The 19,693-nt window shown below is 63.6% G+C and carries 19 protein-coding genes and 1 riboswitch; of the genes, 8 read left to right on the forward strand and 11 right to left on the reverse strand.

Going from position 1 to position 19,693, the window contains the following annotated elements:
* Positions 1–11: 11 nt before the first annotated feature.
* A complete protein-coding gene (locus tag AB0N65_RS14180; protein WP_364162598.1) occupies positions 12–1,535 on the reverse strand; it encodes a UDP-N-acetylglucosamine 1-carboxyvinyltransferase in 1,524 nt (507 codons plus the stop codon).
* Between the two features lie 213 nt (positions 1,536–1,748).
* On the opposite strand from AB0N65_RS14180, the gene AB0N65_RS14185 reads away from it, so the two are divergent.
* Together AB0N65_RS14185 and AB0N65_RS14190 are read left to right on the forward strand one after the other, a co-directional pair.
* On the forward strand, positions 1,749–2,699 hold the full coding sequence (locus AB0N65_RS14185) for a hypothetical protein (protein WP_364162601.1): 951 nt from the start codon (positions 1,749–1,751) through the stop codon (positions 2,697–2,699).
* Between the two features lie 125 nt (positions 2,700–2,824).
* Positions 2,825–3,175: a hypothetical protein gene (locus tag AB0N65_RS14190; protein WP_364162604.1), complete on the forward strand. Its 351-nt coding sequence runs from the start codon at positions 2,825–2,827 to the stop codon at positions 3,173–3,175.
* A gap of 7 nt (positions 3,176–3,182) precedes the next feature.
* Here AB0N65_RS14190 and AB0N65_RS14195 read toward each other — a convergent pair whose 3' ends face one another.
* Positions 3,183–3,911 (reverse strand): siderophore-interacting protein, encoded by a 729-nt coding sequence (locus AB0N65_RS14195; protein WP_364162607.1) that lies wholly within the window; start codon positions 3,909–3,911, stop codon positions 3,183–3,185.
* 102 nt (positions 3,912–4,013) lie between these two features.
* Between AB0N65_RS14195 and AB0N65_RS14200 the strand changes: the two genes are divergently transcribed.
* Both AB0N65_RS14200 and AB0N65_RS14205 read left to right on the forward strand, forming a co-directional pair.
* Entirely contained in the window at positions 4,014–6,209 is a 2,196-nt protein-coding gene (locus tag AB0N65_RS14200; protein ID WP_364162610.1) for a penicillin acylase family protein, read from the forward strand.
* Entirely contained in the window at positions 6,206–6,805 is a 600-nt protein-coding gene (locus tag AB0N65_RS14205) for a GNAT family N-acetyltransferase (RefSeq protein ID WP_364162613.1), read from the forward strand. Before AB0N65_RS14200 ends, AB0N65_RS14205 begins: the two co-directional genes overlap by 4 nt.
* Before the next feature lie 16 nt (positions 6,806–6,821).
* Here the strand turns inward: AB0N65_RS14205 and AB0N65_RS14210 are convergent, their stop codons facing one another.
* The 3 genes from AB0N65_RS14210 to AB0N65_RS14220 are packed head-to-tail and all read right to left on the reverse strand — an operon-like array spanning position 6,822 to position 9,804.
* Entirely contained in the window at positions 6,822–7,613 is a 792-nt protein-coding gene (locus tag AB0N65_RS14210) for an energy-coupling factor transporter transmembrane component T (protein WP_364162616.1), read from the reverse strand.
* Entirely contained in the window at positions 7,610–9,184 is a 1,575-nt protein-coding gene (locus AB0N65_RS14215; protein ID WP_364162619.1) for an ABC transporter ATP-binding protein, read from the reverse strand. Before AB0N65_RS14215 ends, AB0N65_RS14210 begins: the two co-directional genes overlap by 4 nt.
* The gene (locus AB0N65_RS14220) at positions 9,184–9,804 is read right to left on the reverse strand and encodes an ECF transporter S component (protein ID WP_364162622.1); all 621 of its coding nucleotides are present in this window, start codon (positions 9,802–9,804) and stop codon (positions 9,184–9,186) included. Before AB0N65_RS14220 ends, AB0N65_RS14215 begins: the two co-directional genes overlap by 1 nt.
* Positions 9,805–9,880: 76 nt before the next feature.
* Positions 9,881–10,017, reverse strand: a riboswitch (TPP riboswitch).
* 153 nt (positions 10,018–10,170) lie between these two features.
* Here AB0N65_RS14220 and AB0N65_RS14225 point away from each other — a divergent pair.
* Both AB0N65_RS14225 and AB0N65_RS14230 read left to right on the forward strand, forming a co-directional pair.
* Positions 10,171–10,842 carry an NUDIX domain-containing protein gene (locus AB0N65_RS14225; protein WP_364162625.1) on the forward strand — a complete coding sequence of 224 codons (672 nt, stop codon included), beginning with the start codon at positions 10,171–10,173 and terminating at the stop codon, positions 10,840–10,842.
* A gap of 52 nt (positions 10,843–10,894) precedes the next feature.
* Entirely contained in the window at positions 10,895–11,155 is a 261-nt protein-coding gene (locus tag AB0N65_RS14230) for a DUF4235 domain-containing protein (protein ID WP_364162628.1), read from the forward strand.
* A 104-nt stretch (positions 11,156–11,259) separates the two neighbouring features.
* Here the strand turns inward: AB0N65_RS14230 and mnhG are convergent, their stop codons facing one another.
* The 6 genes from mnhG to AB0N65_RS14260 are packed head-to-tail and all read right to left on the reverse strand — an operon-like array spanning position 11,260 to position 17,538.
* Positions 11,260–11,664 (reverse strand): monovalent cation/H(+) antiporter subunit G, encoded by a 405-nt coding sequence (gene mnhG, locus AB0N65_RS14235; RefSeq protein ID WP_364162631.1) that lies wholly within the window; start codon positions 11,662–11,664, stop codon positions 11,260–11,262.
* Positions 11,654–11,932, reverse strand: a complete 279-nt coding sequence (locus tag AB0N65_RS14240) for a monovalent cation/H+ antiporter complex subunit F (protein WP_364162634.1) — start codon at positions 11,930–11,932, stop codon at positions 11,654–11,656. The genes mnhG and AB0N65_RS14240 overlap by 11 nt, the downstream gene beginning before the upstream one ends.
* Positions 11,929–12,495, reverse strand: a complete 567-nt coding sequence (locus AB0N65_RS14245; RefSeq protein WP_364162637.1) for a Na+/H+ antiporter subunit E — start codon at positions 12,493–12,495, stop codon at positions 11,929–11,931. The genes AB0N65_RS14240 and AB0N65_RS14245 overlap by 4 nt, the downstream gene beginning before the upstream one ends.
* The gene (locus AB0N65_RS14250) at positions 12,492–14,057 is read right to left on the reverse strand and encodes a Na+/H+ antiporter subunit D (RefSeq protein WP_364162640.1); all 1,566 of its coding nucleotides are present in this window, start codon (positions 14,055–14,057) and stop codon (positions 12,492–12,494) included. Before AB0N65_RS14250 ends, AB0N65_RS14245 begins: the two co-directional genes overlap by 4 nt.
* Complete coding sequence (locus tag AB0N65_RS14255) at positions 14,054–14,554, reverse strand: Na(+)/H(+) antiporter subunit C (protein WP_364162643.1); 501 nt, start codon at positions 14,552–14,554, stop codon at positions 14,054–14,056. The genes AB0N65_RS14250 and AB0N65_RS14255 overlap by 4 nt, the downstream gene beginning before the upstream one ends.
* Positions 14,551–17,538, reverse strand: coding sequence for a Na+/H+ antiporter subunit A (locus tag AB0N65_RS14260; protein ID WP_364162646.1), 2,988 nt, complete (start codon positions 17,536–17,538; stop codon positions 14,551–14,553). The genes AB0N65_RS14255 and AB0N65_RS14260 overlap by 4 nt, the downstream gene beginning before the upstream one ends.
* Before the next feature lie 195 nt (positions 17,539–17,733).
* Between AB0N65_RS14260 and AB0N65_RS14265 the strand changes: the two genes are divergently transcribed.
* Together AB0N65_RS14265 and AB0N65_RS14270 are read left to right on the forward strand one after the other, a co-directional pair.
* The gene (locus tag AB0N65_RS14265) at positions 17,734–19,137 is read left to right on the forward strand and encodes an MFS transporter (RefSeq protein WP_364162649.1); all 1,404 of its coding nucleotides are present in this window, start codon (positions 17,734–17,736) and stop codon (positions 19,135–19,137) included.
* Positions 19,138–19,203: 66 nt separating this feature from the next.
* Positions 19,204–19,686, forward strand: coding sequence for a cation:proton antiporter regulatory subunit (locus tag AB0N65_RS14270; protein WP_364162651.1), 483 nt, complete (start codon positions 19,204–19,206; stop codon positions 19,684–19,686).
* Positions 19,687–19,693 lie beyond the last annotated feature (7 nt).

Consider the following 19,693-nt stretch of genomic DNA (forward strand, 5'->3'; position numbering starts at 1 on the left):
GAGGCTGTGATTCAGTCCTGGAAGTACTCCACCTTTGCGCCGATGGTGTTCAGCCGCTCTGCCAGGTCCTCGTAGCCACGCTCAATGACGTAGATGTTGCGCAGTTCCGACGTACCCCGCGCTGCCAACATTGCCAGCAGCAGGCAGGCGGCCGGCCGTAGTGCAGGCGGGCAGCCGATCTCCGCGGCGCGCCACCGGGTGGGTCCATTGACGTAGATCCGGTGCGGATCCAGGAGCTGCACCTGGGCGCCGAGTTTGTTGAGTTCAGTCAGGTAGATGGCGCGGTTCTCGTAAACCCAGTCGTGGATCATCGTCTGCCCCTCGGCGTTGCCGGCGATCACGGCGAAGAAGGGCAGGTTGTCGATGTTGAGGCCAGGGAACGGCATGGGATGGATCTTGTCCTGGGGTGCCCGGAGCTCGGAGGGCTTGGTGGTCACGTCCACCAAGCGGGTCCGGCCGTTCCGCGCCATGTATTCCCCGGAGATTTCCAGTTTCTGGCCCATCTGTTCCAGCATCGCGAGTTCGATTTCCATGAACTCGATGGGAACCCTGCGAATGGTGACCTCCGAGTGGGTCACGATGCCCGCGGTGATAAGGCTCATGGCCTCGATGGGGTCCTCGGAAGGGAAGTACTCGATGTCCACGTCGATGCTGGAGCGTCCCGTGATACGCAGCGTGGTGGTGCCAACGCCCTCGATGTCCACGCCAAGGCCCTGCAGGTAGAAGCACAGGTCCTGCACCATGTAATTGGGGCTTGCGTTGCGGATCACGGTGGTTCCTTCGCGGTGCGCAGCGGCCATGATCGCATTCTCGGTGACGGTATCGCCGCGCTCGGTCAGGACGAACGAACGGTCTAACTGATCGGCGGGGGGCGCCACCACGGAGTAGAACCCGGACTTGGCGCCCACCCTGAGCCCGAACTGGCGCAAGGCCTGCATGTGGGGCTCAACCGTGCGGGTGCCGAGGTCGCAACCGCCGGCGTAAGGAAGCAGGTACTCGTCGGTCTCGTCAAGGAGCGGACCAAGCAGCATGATGACGCTGCGGGTACGGCGTGCGGCGTCCACGTCCATCATGTCCATGTCCAGGACCTCGGGCCTGCGGATGCGCAGGTCGCTGCCGTTAAGCCAGGTGCACTCCACACCGATGGACGTCAGGACCTCAACGATGCGGTTGACTTCCTCGATGCGCGCCAGCCGCCGAAGCGTGGTGGTGCCACGGTTGATCAGGCTGGCACACAACAGGGCGACGCCCGCGTTCTTGCTGCTGTTCACATCCACTTCGCCGGAGAGCGTACGACCACCTTCCACGCGGAGGTGGGTCATCTGCGGCTTCCCGACCTTCACGATGGAGTGCCCGAAAATTGCCTCCAAGCGTTCGATCATCCGGAGGCTGAGATTCTGCTTGCCCTGTTCCATCCGGGCGATTGCACTCTGGCTGGTTCCCAGCTCGGATGCCAACTGCCCCTGCGTCCAGCCCTTCTCGCTGCGGGCGTTGCGGAGCAGGAGGCCTACGTTTTCGGCGGTCGGTTGCGTCATGCATAAAAAATATCACAAGTGATTTAGAAAGCCAGCTCAAGGGAAGGATTTCGCGGTCAGGATCACACCGTACCCGGTCCGTGCGATAAAAATACTCGACGGCGCAAGTCCCGCCAACAGTCCGCTCACTTCGGATTGCACAAGGGAAGAACTCCCCATTGTGCCACCCCGCGGCGATGCCTAAGCATGGACAGCACAGTCCAAGGGGGAAAGATGCCTTTCTACGGCGCCGACGTCGACCAACTCAAAGCTCTCTCAAAAGCCCTGGCCACCGGCGCGTCCTTGCTGATGAGCAAGGCTCGCGAACTCGATTCGCTGGTCTCGCAAGGCAGCCACTGGCAAGGGCAGGATGCCAAGCGCTTTGCCGGGGAATGGCAGGCAAGCCTACGGCCGCTGCTGGACATGACGTCCCGAGGCATCGAAGAAGCCTCAAGGTCCGTGCTGACCAACGCCGAGGAACAATCGGCTGCCTCCATGGACGCCAGCGCCGGCAGTGCAGCAAGTTTCGGCGGCAGCACCATCACGGCATCAACAACCGCCAACGCAGACCCGGGCAGGCCCTCCCCACAGGAGATCCTGGACGAATACCAGGTCAGCGACGCCGAGACCACGCAGTGGCCCGGTGACTGGGACCCGCTGCGGTTCGTGGTGGACCAGCGCGACGTCACCGAAAAGGAAGCCGAACTGCTCAACGGCCTGGGCCCTTTCGAAATGAATGCCTTCAAGGGAATCCACGATGACGCCTTCAGTGTTGCGGACGAGAGGTTTCCCAGCGAGGATCAAAACGATGACCACAACGACGCCTTCCGCCACGCTTATTGGAACGCCCTCATGGTGAAGGAGTTCGGTGTCGACTGGGCCGAAGACTACGCCACGGCCCACGAGCAGTTGCCGGGTAATCCCGCTCCCCGCGAGGCCATGGACCTCTACAACAACGAGGTAGGACGGAACATCGCGGTGGCCAACCCGGATGCCAGCGCCGAGGAACTCGCTGATTTGGTCGAAGAAGCCGTCAACAAGGGAGACGCCGTAGTGGTAGGCCCCGATCTGTTGCCACATCCATCCAACGAGGTCCCCATGGACCAAACTGGCGACGCGGGTAACGCCCCGCCTGTCCCCGGGCAGGATCCCGACTTCAACGACGAGTCCCGGACCACCTCGTGACGGGCCCGCTCTTGGGACCTTCCCGACGGCGGTCGCGGCCTCGCGTGGTGCACGCCGCCCTCGCCGGGCTGCTCAGTTTTGTCGTGGCCTGCGCCTTGGCCGCCTGCTCACTAGGAGGATCCGTCATGCCCGAATCAAACGAAAAACTCAACAGCCAGGTCCTGGAATCAGCCACGAACGGAACTGAGTTGAAGCTCGCTGAGGCCACCGACTTCGACTGGGACCAAGCTGGATTCATCACGGAAGGAACCCTTGCCAAAGACATTGAGGTAGCGTTCGGGGAACCACTGACGAAGGAGAACCGCTACACGGCGTCGCCTGCCCTCTTTGTTTTCCTGAAGGACGGGAAGGTCATCAAGGCCGTTCGGATCATCCCGGATGCCTTTTTCGGCGCCGACGCAAAGAAGAAGTACGGCCGGGACGTCGTGCTGACACCACCGGAAGGCAAAAAGGGGTTCCTCAACTGGCGCGAGTAGCCATGGCCTAAGCCCGCCAATACCCGAGCGCGTCGATCCGGTGCTTGTCCACGCCCAAAACCTTGCGCAGGTGCTTGACGATGGCGCGTGTGCTGGATGCTTCGCAAGCGACCCAGAAGAAGTCTTCCGCGGCTGAGACCGCGTCAGGAGTAAGCGCCGCGCAGACCTCCTCAACCAGCGCGGCACCGTCGCGTTTGCGCGGAATCCAGGTGACGACGTCGTTCCCTGACGTCCGCACCTTAAGCGAGGGGTCGGCGTCGTGCTGGTACTCAAGCCAAGCCGTCACCGGCGTACGGCCTACGGCGTCGCGCTCCTGGAGGAGCGAATTGATGGCCGGAATCGAGGCCGGGTCGCCAACCACCCAGATCCGCCGCGGGGCGGGTTGGGGGTAGGTGAAGGCACTGCCTTGGACGGTGGCTTCGATGATGTCACCCGGCGCAGCGGTGCGTGCCCAATCGGCGGCGATGCCGCGGTGCATGGCGAAGTCCATGCTGAAGGTCCCCGTGGCGGGGTCGGGGCTCACCAGGGTGTAGGCGCGCTGGTGCCCTTTCCCGGCGTCGTCGAACCAGAGCCGGATCCACATGGTGGGGTGTAGGCCGGTGGCCGCCAGAAGCCCTCCGTCGCGGACGTGGATGCGGAGGAAGTCCGGGGTGATTTCATCGCGTCCGGTCACCTCGAGCCTGAAGTCCTTGGCGCCCATGACCTTGAGGACGACGCCCTCCCAACTGCGCTTCAAGCAACACTCCTTCACGAACAGCCACGATTTTGAGAACCGGGGCACCTCCACCTATCTTGAACTTAAGTAAGCCTAACCTAAGCTTGAAAGCAGCCAGAGAATATGACGCCTGCCCCGACGCACAACTCCGCCCCGGCGGGCGGCGCCGGCACCTACCGGGATCAATGGGGTATCCCGAGTATGTGGGCCGAAAACGCCGATGAACTCGCTTTCCTCCAGGGCGTCAACGCCGCCACGGACCGCTCCTGGCAGATCGAAACGGAACGGTGGCGCTCCGAAGGCCGCACGGCTGAAGTGCTGGGTGCGGAAGCCGTTGCATGGGATCGTTTCGCCAGGCAGGCCAGGCTGGATGACACGGCCCGCCGCTGCTTCGAACGGCTGGATCCCGACACACAGCGCTGGTGCGGAAAGTACGTCGCAGGGGTCAACCAGGCATTGGCCGACGGCTTGCGCAGCGGCCCGGAGTTTGAAGCGTCCGGCTCTACCCCGGAACCTTGGAACCCGTGGACACCGCTGGGCGTCTTCCTGGTGCATCACATCCTGTTCTCCACCTTCCCCAACAAGCTGTTCCGGGCCCACGTAGCACGCACCCTGGGCGAGGATGCCATCAGCCTCTTCAGCATCGAGGCCCCCGTCTGGTCCGGCAGCAACGCCTGGGCAGCCCACGGATCAGGCACCGCGAGCGGACTTCCGTTGATCGCTGGAGACCCCCACCGGCTCATGGAACTCCCGGGCGTATACCAGCAACTCCGTCTCGCCTGCCCGGAGTTCGACGTGGTGGGGTTTGCCTTCCCCGGTGTCCCTGGGCTGCCGCACTTCGGGCACAGCGGCCACACAGCGTGGGCCATCACCAACGCCATGGCCGACTACCAGGACCTCTTCGAAGAGGAACTCCGCCGGGTCCCCGCCACCGACTCCGGTGAGGACCGTCTTGTGGCGCGCGGCGCGCAGGGCTGGGAACCCGCCGTCGTGAGTACCGAAACCATCCACGTGCGCAGCGGCGACGCTCTCACGAGCGAGACCGTGGAGGTCATCGAAACCGCCAGGGGTCCGGTCATCTCGGGAACGCCCGACGGCGGCGCCCTGAGTTTGCGCTTCCCCGCCCGGGTTGAGGGGCGGCTCGGTTTCGAGGCCCTCCTGCCGCTGCTGCGGAGCCGGAGCGTCGCCGACGTGGAGGCGGCACTCGACGCATGGGTGGAGCCGGTCAACAGCGTCGCGACTGCGGACTCCTCCGGTGCGGTACGGCATTTCGTGGCTGGATTGGTTCCCCAACGAAATCCTGCAAATCGTCAGTTGCCGGTACCTGCGTCCTCTGCCCGCCATGCCTGGGACGGCCACTATGTTGCCCTGCCCCGCACGGAGGTTGAGCAGCTGGTGGTCAGCGCAAACGATCGTTCCGCGGGAGGCGGAGATGCCGTCGCCCTGGAATTTGCGCCACCCCACCGGGCACGGCGGATCCGTGAGCTCCTTGAGACGCAGCCGGCCGGCGCGCTGACGGTGGACCACATGCAGGACATCCACACCGACGTTTTGCTTGGCCCTTGGCCGCTCTTCCGCGGACTTATCGATGGCCTCGGTCCTGAAGACCTTTCCGAGGAGGCCGGCGCCCTGCGGTCCTGGCTCCTCGCCTGGGATGGCCACATGCGAGGCGACAGCCGGCAGGCCGGCGCCTTTGCGTCCTGGCGCGGCGCCCTGGTCCAACGCATTGCACGTCATCCGGCATTGGCTCGTCTGGCTGAACCCACCGGCTACTCCCCCTTGTTCGGGCCCTGGCTGTCGGTGGGGTCACGCATAGGTTTTGCCCTTGAAACATTGGTGGTCCGGGGTTCGGAACTTGGCCTCGACATTCCTGCCGAAGCCGCGGCGGCAATGGAAGAGACAGTGCTTCAGGAAGCGTACGCGGAGGTGCCGCTGAAGGACGGGCCGGCCTGGGGTGAGCGGCACACGGTGCTGCCTGTCCATGTGCTTCCCGCCGGCCTTGGCATCTCGTCGCCGACTACCCCCCTCAGCGGGGACACCGGATGCGTACTCTGCACCGAAAGCCTGCCCGGAGTGGAAGACCGCAGCTTCCGTGGCCCTGTTGCACGCTACGTGTGGGACCTTTCCGACCGGGCCAGCAGCCGCTGGATCGTCCCGTTCGGAGCGGCGGGCAAACCTGACGCCCCGCACTTCGCTGACCAGTTGCCGCTGTGGGCCGCGGGGGATTTGATCCCGGTGGTCACGGACTGGAACCTGCTTCGGCGCGACGCCCAAGACCCCTCAAATCTGTTAGCATCCCGGCCCCGAAGGAAATCATGACCACCACCACCCAGGACTTCTCCGCCCGCACCACCATTTACACCGAGGATCTGGACGGCTGGGGTTCGTTGCGGATCGTCCCGCTGGAACCCGCTGCTGACCTGGACCTCATCCACGAGTGGGTCACCCAACCCCGCGCCCGGTTTTGGGGCATGCTGGAGCACTCCCGCGAGGACGTCCTGGAAATCTACGAGTTCCTTGACTCCTTGGAGACTCACCACGCCTTCCTGGTAGTGCTGGACGGCGAACCTCTCGCACTATTCCAGACCTACGAACCGCTGCACGATCCCGTGGGCGAGGCCTACCCCGCCCGCGAAGAAGACATCGGCATGCACTTGCTGCTGGCACCTGCCACGCGGCCTATCCCGCACTTCACTCCGCGGCTCGCTACCTCGCTCATCCGGTACATGTTCTCCCTGCCGGGCAAGGACAGGATCGTCGTGGAACCGGATGCGCGCAACGCCAAGGCCCTGCGCCGTTTGGAGGCCACGTGCTTCGAACTGGGACCCATCATCCAGCTCGCCGAAAAGGAGGCACAGCTGGGATTCCTGACACGCGAAGGCTTCGAACGGATCCAGGCAGGGCAGCAGGGCTAAGCTTCGTTCGCGGCTTTCACCAAACGAAACTCCACGTCCCGGCACCCACAGCGGTCAGCACGGCAGCCGCAGCAATCACCAGGCCACCAAGGACCACCCAGGCATCCAGCAGTGAGTAGGTCGATTCGCGGGCCCACGTCCGCTGTCCCCCGCCGAAGCCGCGGGCTTCCATGGTCACGGCCAGTCGGGACGCGCGCCTGACAGCCTGCACCAGCAGCCCGAAGCTCTGCCCGAGCGTCGCTTTCAGCCGCTGCAGAGGGCTGCCTTGGGAGCCGACGCCACGGGCACGGCGGGCCATGCCGATGGTCTGCCATTCTTCTGCCATGAGCCCCACCAGGCGCATGGCAGCCAAGGACCCGAGGACGAAGCGGTGCGGCAACCTGGCCTTCTGCGCAAGCGCGTCGGCCAGATCCGTGGGGTCAGTGCAGGCCATCAGCAGGATGGCGGGAAGGGCAATAGCCAAACCGCGCAGCATGAAACCCAGCCCCAGCTCAAGGGAACCTTCGCTGATTGACCAGAGTCCGACGTCGAGCAGTACAGCGCCGCTGTCAGCCGCGACGATCGCCGTGCTCCAGCCGCCGACCGCTGCCGCGATGATGAGGGGCCACGCCCGCTGCCACAGAAGCCGGAGTGTGAGGCCGGCAAGGGGAAACAGGGCCAGTTCAGCGAGCAAAGCAGTGGATGCCGACACCCAGTCGATCGACAGGGCAAGCACCAACGAGATCAGGAACACGGCCACGAACTTCGCCAACGGATTGGCGCGCGTCAGGAGCGCATGGTTTCCACGCAGGCTCAGGGCGTCCCTCATGCAGCACCGGCTTCCTGTTTTTCGGCCATCGTTGCCGGAGCGAGCCTCAGCTCGGCACCGCCAAGGACTGCGCTGAATTCCTCGTCATGGGTCACCGAGACCACGGCCGTTCCTTGATCCAACAATTCCGACAGGAACGACGCCAGTTCCGCCCACGTGTTGGCATCCTGGCCGAACGTGGGCTCGTCCAAAACAAGGACTTTGGGATGGGCTGCCAGGACCGTGGCGACGCTGAGCCGACGCTTTTCTCCCCCTGACAAGGTGTAGGGGTTCGCGTCAACAAGGTGCGTGAGCCTGAGGCGTTCCAACAGGTCATCGACGCGCTCTTCGCCGTGGCCCAGATGCCGGGGGCCGAACATCAGCTCATCCAACACCTTTCCCGTGACGAACTGGTGCTCAGGCTCCTGGAACACGGTGCCGATGCGGGAAATCAACTGATCGGCCTTCCACTTGAAGGGATCGATGCCCACGCCCTGTGAAAGGTCCAACGAGGCAGAGACTTTGCCGTCCACCGGCGCCAGAAGACCGGCCAAAGTGAGCGCGAAGGTTGACTTGCCTGCACCATTCGGACCCGTGACGGTGAGCGCCTGCCCGGCCCTCACCTGCGCGGTGATGTCAGACTGGACCGGCAATGGCGGAATCGTCTTGAAACCGCGGCGCCGGGGCTTCTGGCGTGAGACCGCAACGTCTTGCGCCGCAATGAGGAGCTGTGCGGCTGCTTCCGGCGCCTGCGTCCTGGTGCGGGTTTCCGGGATGTACCCCGGCACCCACACACCGGCAGCCATCAGCATGCTGCGGGCCTCGGAGAGTACTTGCTCCGGTGGACCGTCCAAAAGGACACCCGGCGTGCCCGCTCCTGTGCTGGGTGTTGCGGCCCGGCCCGGTTGCAGGACGACAATCCTGTCCACCAGGTCCTTCCACACGGCCACACGGTGTTCCACCACAACCAAGGTGGCGCCCGTCTTGTCGAGGCAACGGCGCACGGCGTCGCGGACCTCCAGCACGCCCGCGGGGTCCAGGTTGGCGGTGGGTTCATCCAGCAGGATCAGCCCCGGACGCATCGCCAGGATGCCGGCCAACGCGAGGCGCTGCTTCTGCCCGCCGGAGAGTGCCGCCGTCGGGTGGTCCAACGCCAAACCGCGGCCGGAAGCGGTACGCAACCCGACGTCGTCGAGCGCTTCATGGACACGTGCCCAGATGTCCTCCCGGGGCACGGCCAGGTTCTCCGCGCCGAAGGCGACGTCATCCCCCACGCGTGAGAGGACCACCTGGGTTTCCGGGTCCTGCTGCATCAGCCCGGCGCGGCCACGCTGCTCCCGGGGAGGAGCGCCGTCGATCAGGAGCGAGCCCGTCTCGTCCGAGTCGTCCTCTTCGTCACCCAGCACCCCGGCGAGGGCATGAAGCAACGTCGACTTGCCCGCGCCAGAGGGTCCCAGCAGCAGCACGCGCTCACCGGGCTCGATCCGTAAGTCAAGGCCCTGGATCGCCGGCATGGAACGGCCGGCATGCCGCCATCCCCACCCTTCGGCGGTGATGGCGGCAGGCCGGACGCCGTTTTGCGTGGAGGACATCAGTTGAAGACGGGCTCCGAAGCGGCCTTGCGGGACGCGAAGGCGCTCAGCACACCGGTCTTGGCGAGGCCACGCGTGGCCACCCAGGACAACGCGCCGGCGATGATGGCTCCGGAGATCGTGGTGAACGCGATGTAAGCCAGCTTGTCCACGGCTTCGTAGGCGATGTTCCAGCCCCACGGCATGAAGGAATCGTTGAGGCCGCAGAAGAGACCCGCGCCGGCTCCCGCGAGCAGGGCAGTGGAGAGGTTGAACTTCTTGTAGCGGAAGGCGGCGAAAACGAGTTCAGCGCCCAAGCCCTGGAGAAGGCCCGAGATCAGGACCGTTGTGCCGTACTGGGAACCCATGATGAGTTCACCGGTAGCGGCCACGGTCTCGCAGAACAACGCCGCTCCCGGCTTGCGGATAATGAGCATCCCCAGGACCGCGGGGATCATCCAACCACCGGCGATCAAACCGGTCAGGGGCGGGTAGGCCGCGTTCATGGGAATGGATACGATCGCGGCGCCCTGGGACCATGCCCAGAAGATCACGCCGCCTGCGATGGCAATCAAAGCTGCCACCACGATGTCTACAACACGCCAGGTGTAACTGGTCTTCTTCACGCTTGCCGTGGTCATTTCTGCCTCCTGAGGTTACAGGAGGGGAAAGTGCTCCCCGGAAATCCCGGCCGGCATGCGCCACCCGGTTCCGGACACTCTGAGAAGCTCGACTCCCTTGCGCCGGTACTAACCGGATCAGGTTCGAGGGTCTGCGGCTGTCCGCACTCTCAGCGCCCTCGCGTCACCTGCATGCCTGCAGGATTCGACGGCGGCGCTCCCCTGTCGTTATCAATCCGCCCTTATGGGCGTGGTTCAGTTTACACCCGGAGGGCTTTTCGGAGTCATGGGATCGGTCATATTCCCGTTGCGAGGCCAACTCCGCGCGCCTCGCCCGCGTTGTGGCACGCACACCAGGCCCCACAACACACCTGCGAGAATGTCTCCATGACTTCCGGTTCCGACGTTCCAGTAGCCGAGCCCCGACTCGCAGCTAGTGTGATCCTGCTCCGCGATGCACCGCGTGGACTTGAAGCGTTCGTCCAGCACCGGGTGTCCACCATGGACTTCGCCGCCGGCATGGTGGTCTTCCCCGGAGGACGAGTGGATGCCGCAGACAGTGAAGGCTGGGACTTCCCCGGTGGCCTGCTCGAGCAACACGGCGCGGCTTGGCACCTCACGTCCATTGCTGTGGAACCAGACCGGTTGCATGTCCAGGCAGGCACGGTATTGAAAGCGGCCTTGAGGGAGGTTTCCGAGGAGGCCGGACTCAACCTTGACGCTGCTGAGCTTCGCCCCTGGGCCAACTGGATCACACCCGTGGACATGCCCAAGCGCTTTGACACCTACTTCTATGTTGCCAGGCCTTCTCCTGGTGCCGAGCCACAGCATCAGACAACTGAAGCCTGGCAGTCCCTATGGATGCCCGTGCAAGACATCCTCGCCGCAGAGGCAGAAGGAAAGCTGCAACTGATGCCGCCCACGTACTACCTGCTCAAAGAAATCGCTGAGTTTCCTACTGTGAGTGCCGTATGGTCGGCTGACCACGACGTTGTCCCCGTCCTGGCACCCCGGGGTTCTCTGGCGGCGTTCCTCAAAGAGCGGGGAAACCGCAACTGACGCCACCCTCCAACAACGCCAAGCTGAGGGGATGTGAGGCTAGGCTGGTGGCATGAACTTCCTCTTGAAGCTGCTAGGTGCCGGCGTGAGCCTGGGAGCCGGATTTGTCGGCACCAAATTGGTCAACATCGGTTGGGAAAAAGTCACCGGCAACAAACCGCCCAAGGGTCACGACGACCTGGAGACAAGCCTGCGCTCGGCATTGACGTTCGCGCTGATCTCGGCTTTCGTCAGCACGCTGATCCAGGTCCTCTCAAGTCGAAGCACACAGCGGGCCATCGCCCGCTTCGCGAAGACGCACGACATCGTCTGACCGCCGCCCCGCCGGACTGCAACGACCCGCCGCACCGCACCGACCCCGCCGGAGCGCGGCCCCACCGTGCGGAACCGACCACTCAGAGGGCCGAACCGCAAAAGTCAGCGGCCGCCGTCGAGCGTGTTGTTCCCCGGCTGTTCGCCTGCTGCCCGCTGGACTACGGCTTCCAGCTCGTCCTTGGTGAGGAGCTCGCGGTGTCCGTGCTTGGTCCGGTAGGCGGAACGGCCCACCATATGCGCGGACACGGGCGCCGTCAGCAGCTGGAAGATCCACGCCACCAGCAACACCGGCCATACCCACCAGGTGCGCATCTGGAGACCTATGGCGGCGAGCATCAGGAACAGCCCGAGGACCTGCGGCTTGGTGGCTGCGTGCATGCGGCTCATGAGGTCCGGGAAGCGCAGCAATCCGATGGCTGCGCCGAGGGACATCAGGGCGCCGACCACCAGGAAGACAGCGGTTACTGCATCGATGACGGCGTCCACACCGGTGGTTTCAGGACTCATTGCTCTGTTCCCTCCTTTCGGCAACAAAGCGGGCCACTGTCACCGAACCGATGAAGCCGATGACGGCCAGGGCCACGAGCAGCATGAGGTTGTTGAGGTGTCGATTCAGGGCCATGTCGATCGCCAGGGCTGCCCCCACGATCGCCAGCAGGACGTCGGAAGCAAGTACACGGTCCAGCAACGACGGCCCGATCGCTATGCGGATGATGGCACCGGCGGCAGCCAGGCTCAGGATGACGGCGGTAACCACCAGAACGAGTTCCTTCACAGCGCTGCCCCTTCCATCCCCGTACGGGATTCATCCCGCAGCTCCTCGACTTCCTCCGGCGTGCCCATGATCCTGATGAGTCCTGCCTCAATGTTCTGGACTTCGCGTCGGATCTTCGCGACATCGGCTTCGTTGTAGATATTGAGCGCGTGCAGGTACAGGGTGGAAGTTGACCGGTCCACCTCCACCACCAGCGAGCCAGGGATCAACGAGATGACATGCCCGGTGGCCGTCACCATGAGATCCGAATGGCTCCGTAACGGAACCTCGACGACGGCGCTGCGCACCTTGGGCCCTTTGGCTACGGCCAGGTAAAGGACGAGGAAGCTCGCTGCCACGACTTTGGCGAGAAACAGCGCAGCGAATGGAATTGCACGCAGCACGTTGAAGCGGCCGCTGAGTTCAACCGGCGGCAGGTAGAAGAGCTTTGCCACGACAACAGCGATCAGCGCGCCGAACAAAAGATTGCCAGGGCTGAAGTCCTGCCACAACGCTCCCCAAACGATGACCAGCCAGATAAGCAGGGGCAATTCGGTGCGGAAGGAAATGGGTTTGCGGCTCACTTGGCACCGCCTTGGGCAAGAGGCGGGACAGGGGCTGAGTCGCCCAGGACAGAGTGGATGTACGCCGAACGGTCCAGCATGATCTCCGCTGAACCGCCGGCAAGCTGGAAGAGCGGGCCGGCGAAGACCGTGAGTGCCACGCCGAATACCACCAGTCCTGCCGTGGATCCCACCATGGTCCTGGGGAGGACTCCGATGTTTCCCGGCGTCTGCAGCACAGGATCGGGAAATTCCGCGTCCTCGGGCTTGCGCCAGAACGCCCTGTTCCACACACGGGCAATGGCCAGCAAGGTCAGGAGGCTGGTCACAACGCCGCCCGCCACCAACACGATGGCCAATGGCGTTCCCAGCTCAACTCCCGCCTGCAGGAGTCCAAGTTTGCCAAGGAAGCCTGAGAACGGCGGGATGCCTGCGAGGTTCATCGCCGGGACAAAGAAGAGCAAGGCCAAGAGCGGCGAAAGCTTGGCCAGCCCGCCCAGCCGGTCCACGGAGGAAGAGCCGCCGCGGCGTTCTATGAGCCCCGTGACCAGGAACAGGCTGGTCTGCACGGTGATGTGGTGGGCCACGTAGAAGACCGCCGCGCCCAGGCCCGTGACCGAAGACATTGCCAGCCCGAACACCATGTAGCCGATATGGCTGACGAGAGTGAAGGAGAGCAGACGCTTGATGTCGCTCTGCGCCAGGGCACCAAGAATGCCCACCACCATGGTCAGCAAGGCAACCACCATCAAAGGTACGTTGAGGGTGTCCCCGGGGAAGAGAAGAGTTTCGGTCCGGACCATCGCGTAGACGCCAACTTTGGTGAGCAGGCCGGCGAACACAGCCGTGACCGGGGTCGGCGCCGTGGGATAGGAGTCCGGGAGCCAGAACGAGAGTGGAAACACGGCAGCTTTGATCCCGAACGCCACCAGCAGCATCACATGCAGCAGGTTCTGGGTGCCCTGGTCCAGTTCCGCCAACTTGATGGCAAGGTCCGCCATGGTGATTGTTCCCGTGGCCCCGTAGATCATCGCGATCGCGATGAGGAACAGCACGGACGACACCACGGAGACCACCACATACGTGACACCGGCACGGATCCGGGGGCCTGTCCCGCCCAGTGTCATCAGGACGTAGCTTGCTGTCAGCAGGATCTCGAAGCCAACGTAGAGGTTGAAGAGGTCACCCGTCAGGAAGGCGTTGGACACCCCGGCCACCAGGATCAGGTAGGTGGGATGGAAGATCGAGACGGGAGCTTCCTGGTCGCCATCGGCCATGCCCTGGCCCGTGGCGTAGATAAGGACTGCGAGGCTCACGACGGTGGAAACCACGAGCATGAGTGAGGAGAACTGGTCCACCACAAGGACTACGCCCCACGGAGGCAACCAGCCTCCCAGCGTCACGGACGTGGTACCGCCGTCCCAGACGGACATCAGCAGCACGCATTCGAGCAACAGGGTGGCGCTGAGGATGCCGATGCTGACCATGCGCTGGGCAGCGGTGTGCCGGATCAGCACGAACGCAAGAGCCGCGCCCAGGATCGGCAGGAGGACAGCGAGCGGCGACAGGTTTGCGAGGTTCACGCGCTGCCTCCTTCCTTGGTTGGGGCCGTACCGGGGGTTTCCGTGGCGTCGGCCTTCGCCCGTTCGTCGGGGCTTGCGGGAGTGACTGCGAACTCCGAGGTCTCCAATGGCACGATGGCGTCGTCTTCTGCGTCGAAGCTTGGAGTCTTGGCCACGCGGCGGTCCTCGAGGTCGTCCTGGATTTCGTCCTGGCGGGCCAGCGCCCAAGTGCGGTAGATGATGCCGAGCATGAAGGCCGTAACAGCGAACGAAATGACGATGGAGGTCAGGATCAGCGCCTGTGGCAAAGGATCGTTGTAGTCACCAGGGTTTGTGTCCTTGGTGAACAGAGGCGCAAGGCCGGCATACCCGCCCGTGCACAGAATCAGCAGGTTGGTGGCATTGGCCAGGAGCATCAGTCCCAGCAACACACGGGTCAGGCTGCGTTCCAGGATCAGGTAGATGCCGCACGCATACAGCACCCCCATGATGATCAGCAGGGTCAGGTTGATGCTCATGCGTTACCCTTCCCGGACGCGGTGGATTCGGCAACATCGGCCTCGCCGAGCGGTACCTTTTTGCCTTCAAAGTGCTCGTCGATCTCGGCTCCCAGGCTGCGAAGGACATCGAGGGCCAGCCCGACCACCACGATGTACACACCGATATCGAAGATCGTGGAGGTGACGAATTTGACGTCCCCGAACACGGGCAGCCAGAACTCGATGATCGCGCTCTGGAACACCTGTCCACCGAGCAGGAGCGGAACGAAGCCGGACGCTGCCGCCGTCGCGAGTCCCGTCCCCAAAAGGGTGCCGGCACTCACTGTCGCTGCCTCGCTCAGCTCGAACCGGCCGCCGGCAAGGTAACGGATGGTCAGGGCAAGGCCGGCAGTCAGGCCACCGGCAAATCCGCCGCCCGGCAGGTTATGACCGGCGAGGAGGAGGTAGATGGAGAAGACGATCATGGAGTGGAAGATCAGCCGGGTGACCACTTCGAAGATGATGGACCTCCGCTCGGGCGCCAGCGTGCGCCCGGCGACGAGCCAGGCGTCGCGGGTGACGTCGCTGAACTTCCGTGCCACTGCCAGGGTGGCGCCATCGCGGGAGTCACGGTCGACGCCGGTGCGGCGCCCCACACTGCCTTCGGGCACCGTGGCTGAGGTTCTGATGCGGTCGCCGCGGCTGCGGACGAAGATCAGGCTTGCGACACCCGTCGCTGCGACGGCCAAAACGGAAATCTCGCCAAAGGTGTCCCACGCGCGGATGTCCACAAGTGTCACGTTGACCACGTTCAGGCCACCACCGCCCTCGTAGGCGAGCCGCGGGAAATCCAAGGAAACGGGCGTGGCCACACGGGCTCCCATGGCGTAAATGGCCACGAAGATCATGGTGATGCCGAATGCTGCGCCGATGATCACGCGAATGACGCGGAGGCGGCCACCTGTGCGGTCACGCAGCTCGGCGGGAAGGCTGCGCATGGCCAGCACGAACGCAACCAACACGATGGTTTCCACCAGCATCTGAGTCAGTGCAAGGTCCGGTGCGCCCTGCAGGGCGAACATCAGCGCGATGCCGTAGCCCGTGACGGACACCATGAGCACTGCCAGGAATCGCTTGTTGGCGCGGACGGCGGCCAACGCGCCGGCGACGATACCCACTCCCGCAATCAGTTGCAAAGGAGAGTTGGGATCGACGAAATAGACATCCTCAGGCAGCGGCTTGTTGGCTGCAATCAACGCAGCGAGCGGCACCGCGAAAGCCACTGTCAGAATGACCGTGAGGTAGAAATACAAGGAACCACGCTGGGTTCGTCCGGTGACCCACACTGCGACGTCGTCCAAGGCACCGATCGTGTTCTGGTAAGCGCGGTCGCCGTCCACCCAGTCGGGGACCAGCCCCTGTGCGCGGGAGACCAGATTGCGGCCGTAAAACATTGCTGCGCCCACGAGGAAGGTCACCGCAGTCAGACCCAGAGCGGGAGTAAGCCCGTGCCACAAAGCCAAGTGCCCGGCGTCGACGGCGCCCTCTATGCCGGCAAAAAGCGCAGCGTAAGGCTGGATCCAACCATCAACCGGAACAGGCCACAAGCCGTATGCGATGGTGAGGAAGCTCAGGATGGCCGGTGCGGCCAGGAAGGACGGCTTGATTGCTTTGAACGGTGTCGGCTCAACGCCTGACTTGGTGGCGAAAGCACCCCACATGAACCGGGCGCTGTACGCGAAAGTAAGGATGGAACCGATCACAAGGCCCACCAGTAACCACGGGCCCCACGCGGGGGCGTCAGTGCCAGCACCATAGTGTACGAACGCTTCGAAAACTGATTCCTTGGCCACGAAGCCGGCCAACGGCGGCACTCCGGCCATGGAGGCAGCAGCTATGGCGGCCACCACGCCAAGCGCGCGGGACGAACGGAAGACTCCGGAAAGCTTACGGATATCGCGGGTCCCGGATTGATGGTCGATGATGCCCACCACCAGGAACAAGGCCGCCTTGAACAGCCCATGGGCCAGCAGCAGCGCCAGGCCGGCCAACGCGGCATCCGGCTTTCCGAGACCAACCACCATAGTGAGGAAGCCCAGTTGGCTGACGGTGCCGTAGGCAAGGATGAGCTTGATGTCGGTCTGCCTGAGCGCCCTGTACCCGCCCACGAGCATGGTGGCCAACCCCAGGCCCAGGACCATGGGCAGCCACAAGTCGGCTTCGGAGAAGCCCGGGGCCAAGCGGGCCACGATGTAAATGCCGGCCTTCACCATGGCGGCGGCATGCAGGTAGGCGCTCACGGGTGTCGGGGCGGCCATGGCGCCCGGCAACCAGAAGTGGAAGGGGACCAGCGCCGATTTGCTAATGGCACCTATGAGGATGAGTACGACGGCGGCACTCACCATGCCGCCGTCGGGACCGGTGACGAGCCCCCCGGCTTGGTCCATGATGGCAGAGATGCGGTACGTCCCGGCAGCGTGGCCCATGATGATCAGGCCCACCAGCATCGCCAGGCCGCCAGCCGTGGTGACCATGAGTGCCTGCAAAGCGGATCGGCGGGCAGCAAGGCGGGTGCGGGCGTAGCCGATCAACAGGTAGGAGAGGATGGTGGTGAGTTCCCAGAAGATGAACAGCATCAACAGGTCGTCGGACGTCACCAGGCCGAACATGGCACCGGCAAAGGCCAGGAGTTGCGCACCGAATGCCCCGAGATCAGGGTCCTTGTCCTTGAAGTACCGGGCGCAGTAGACAAGCACCAGTGAACCCACCCCAAGGACCAGCAAAGACATGACCCAAGCCAGAGCATCCATCCTGAAGGCGAACTCCAGCTTCAGGTCAGGGATCCACGGGGTGACTTCTTCTATGCCGGATCCGGAATATACCTGTCCGTATTGAAGGGCGAGCCAAACAAAGGCAACAGCGGGTACTGCTGCAAGGACATAGAAGGCGTTCCGGCCAAGCTTTCCGAAGATCAAGGGCGCCACAGTTGCCGCTACAAAGGTGATGGCGAGAACTGTGATCACTGTTTTCTCCGCAAAGTCAGGAACGAATTGTCAAAGTTGGAGCAGGCGGTCATACGTTGGGTTCGGAATGACTAGTTTATCAAGGGGTTCGGGCGGTCCTTGGCCGGGAATGCCGCTATGTGGACAATGACGGGTTGTCCACATAGCGGTCTGTCGGCTGCTTGTCGTCCTCCCAGTCCCTATAGCATTCACACTATGAACGCGGCCGCAGTTCCCGAAGCCTCCCAACCGGCGTCCGAGCTTGCCTCCGGACCTGCGTCTTCCAAGAAAGGCCAGATCCTCGCATGGGCATCCTGGGACTGGGGGTCGGCGGCCTTCAACGCGATCATGACCACCTTCGTCTTCACCGTCTACCTCACCTCCAACTCTTTCGGCGGCGAGGATGCCGCATCTGCCGCCCTGGGCACTGCCTTGGCAATAGCCGGTTTGGCCATTGCACTGCTCGCACCCGTGACCGGCCAGCGATCAGACGCCGGCGGCCGCCGCAAGCTCTGGCTCGGCGTCAACACAGCGGCCACGGCCATCCTCACCGCCCTGTGCTTCTTCGTGTTCCCGCAACCGGAGTTCCTGCTCCTGGGAGTGTCCCTGATCGCGCTGGGAAACATCTTCTTTGAGTTCGCCGGCGTCAACTACAACGCCATGCTGGCCCAGATATCGACCCCCAGGAACATCGGAAAGGTCAGCGGCTTCGGCTGGGGCATGGGGTACCTCGGCGGGATCGTGGCCCTCCTGCTTGTCTTGCAGCTCTTCGTCCAGCCGTCGTTCGATTGGTTCGGGGCGTCCACGGAAGGGTCGCTGAATATCCGCCTCGTAGCCATCTTCGCGGCGCTGTGGTTTTTTATCTTCGCCCTGCCCGTACTGTTCGCCGTGCCGGAAGTCTCTGTGCGGAAGGACACCGCGTCCTTGGGCTTCGTTGCGTCCTACAGGCTGTTGCTGCGGCGCATTGCGGCCATCTACCGGACCAGTCCGCACACCATCTACTTCCTTCTGTCCAGTGCGATTTTCCGCGATGGGCTGGCCGCGGTCTTTACCTTCGGTGGCGTCATTGCGGCCGGAACATTCGGCTTCGAACTCAAGGACGTCATCTTCTTCGCGATCTTCGGCAACGTTGTCGCAGCCGTAGGAGCCATCCTCGGAGGCTTCCTGGATGACAAGATCGGCCCTAAAGCCGTCATCGTCCTGTCCTTGATAGGTCTGCTGATCGCAGGAACATTCATCCTGGTCCTCGGCAACGGGAACTACGTCTTCTTCGGAAGTGAATGGCCGGCTGCCAACACCTTCTGGATCTTTGGCCTGCTGCTCTGCTTGTTCGTCGGTCCCGCGCAGTCCTCGTCCCGGGCGTACCTCGCCCGGCTCGCACCGGAAGGCGAATCCGGCGAACTCTTCGGGCTTTACGCAACAACGGGCAGGGCCGTCAGCTTCCTGGCGCCCACGCTATTTACGCTGTGCATCACAATCGCCGCCCCGCTTGTCCAAGAAGGTGAAGCCCAACGATGGGGCATTCTGGGAATCATGGTGGTCCTCTTGGCGGGACTCCTCGTGATCCTGCCAGTGAAACCGCCCACCAAGGTGGAAATAGCTGTGGTACCTGAGCGTTAACTAGATAGCAACGGCTGCAAGCGGAACGCCATATCAGACCGGTGCACCAGAGTTAGGGTGGATGTTATGAACGTGGATGAGACTGAACTCCCGGGCCTCGGGGTCCGCAAGGATTTCATCACGGCCTCGGGTCGTCGCATCGGTGTCGTGGAACTGCGCGAGGGCGAGACCGAACTTTTCGTATCCACCTGGGATGATCCAGACACGTGCCAGGCGTCCATACCGCTCACGGCGGACGAAGCAGCCACGCTGGGCAATCTCTTGAGCGGCCAGCACATCGCCATGCGACTCGCTGAAGCTCATCGTGAGGTGCCGGGCATTGTCACGCGCCAGTTCTCCATCACCCCTGACTCCCCGTTCGTGAACCAACCCATGGGCAAAGCCCAAATCCGCACACGCAGCGGCGTTTCCATCGTGGCGATCATGCGGGAAGGCGAGGTCGTCCCCTCGCCGGCTCCCGACGTCGTACTCCACACCGGCGATTTGCTCGTAGCGGTCGGTACGCAGGAAGGCCTCGACTCAGCGGCCGATATCCTTCGCAACGGCTGACCCGCTC

Origin of the sequence: Paenarthrobacter sp. NPDC089322, from assembly GCF_040684895.1 — a bacterium.
Lineage (GTDB): Bacteria > Actinomycetota > Actinomycetes > Actinomycetales > Micrococcaceae > Arthrobacter.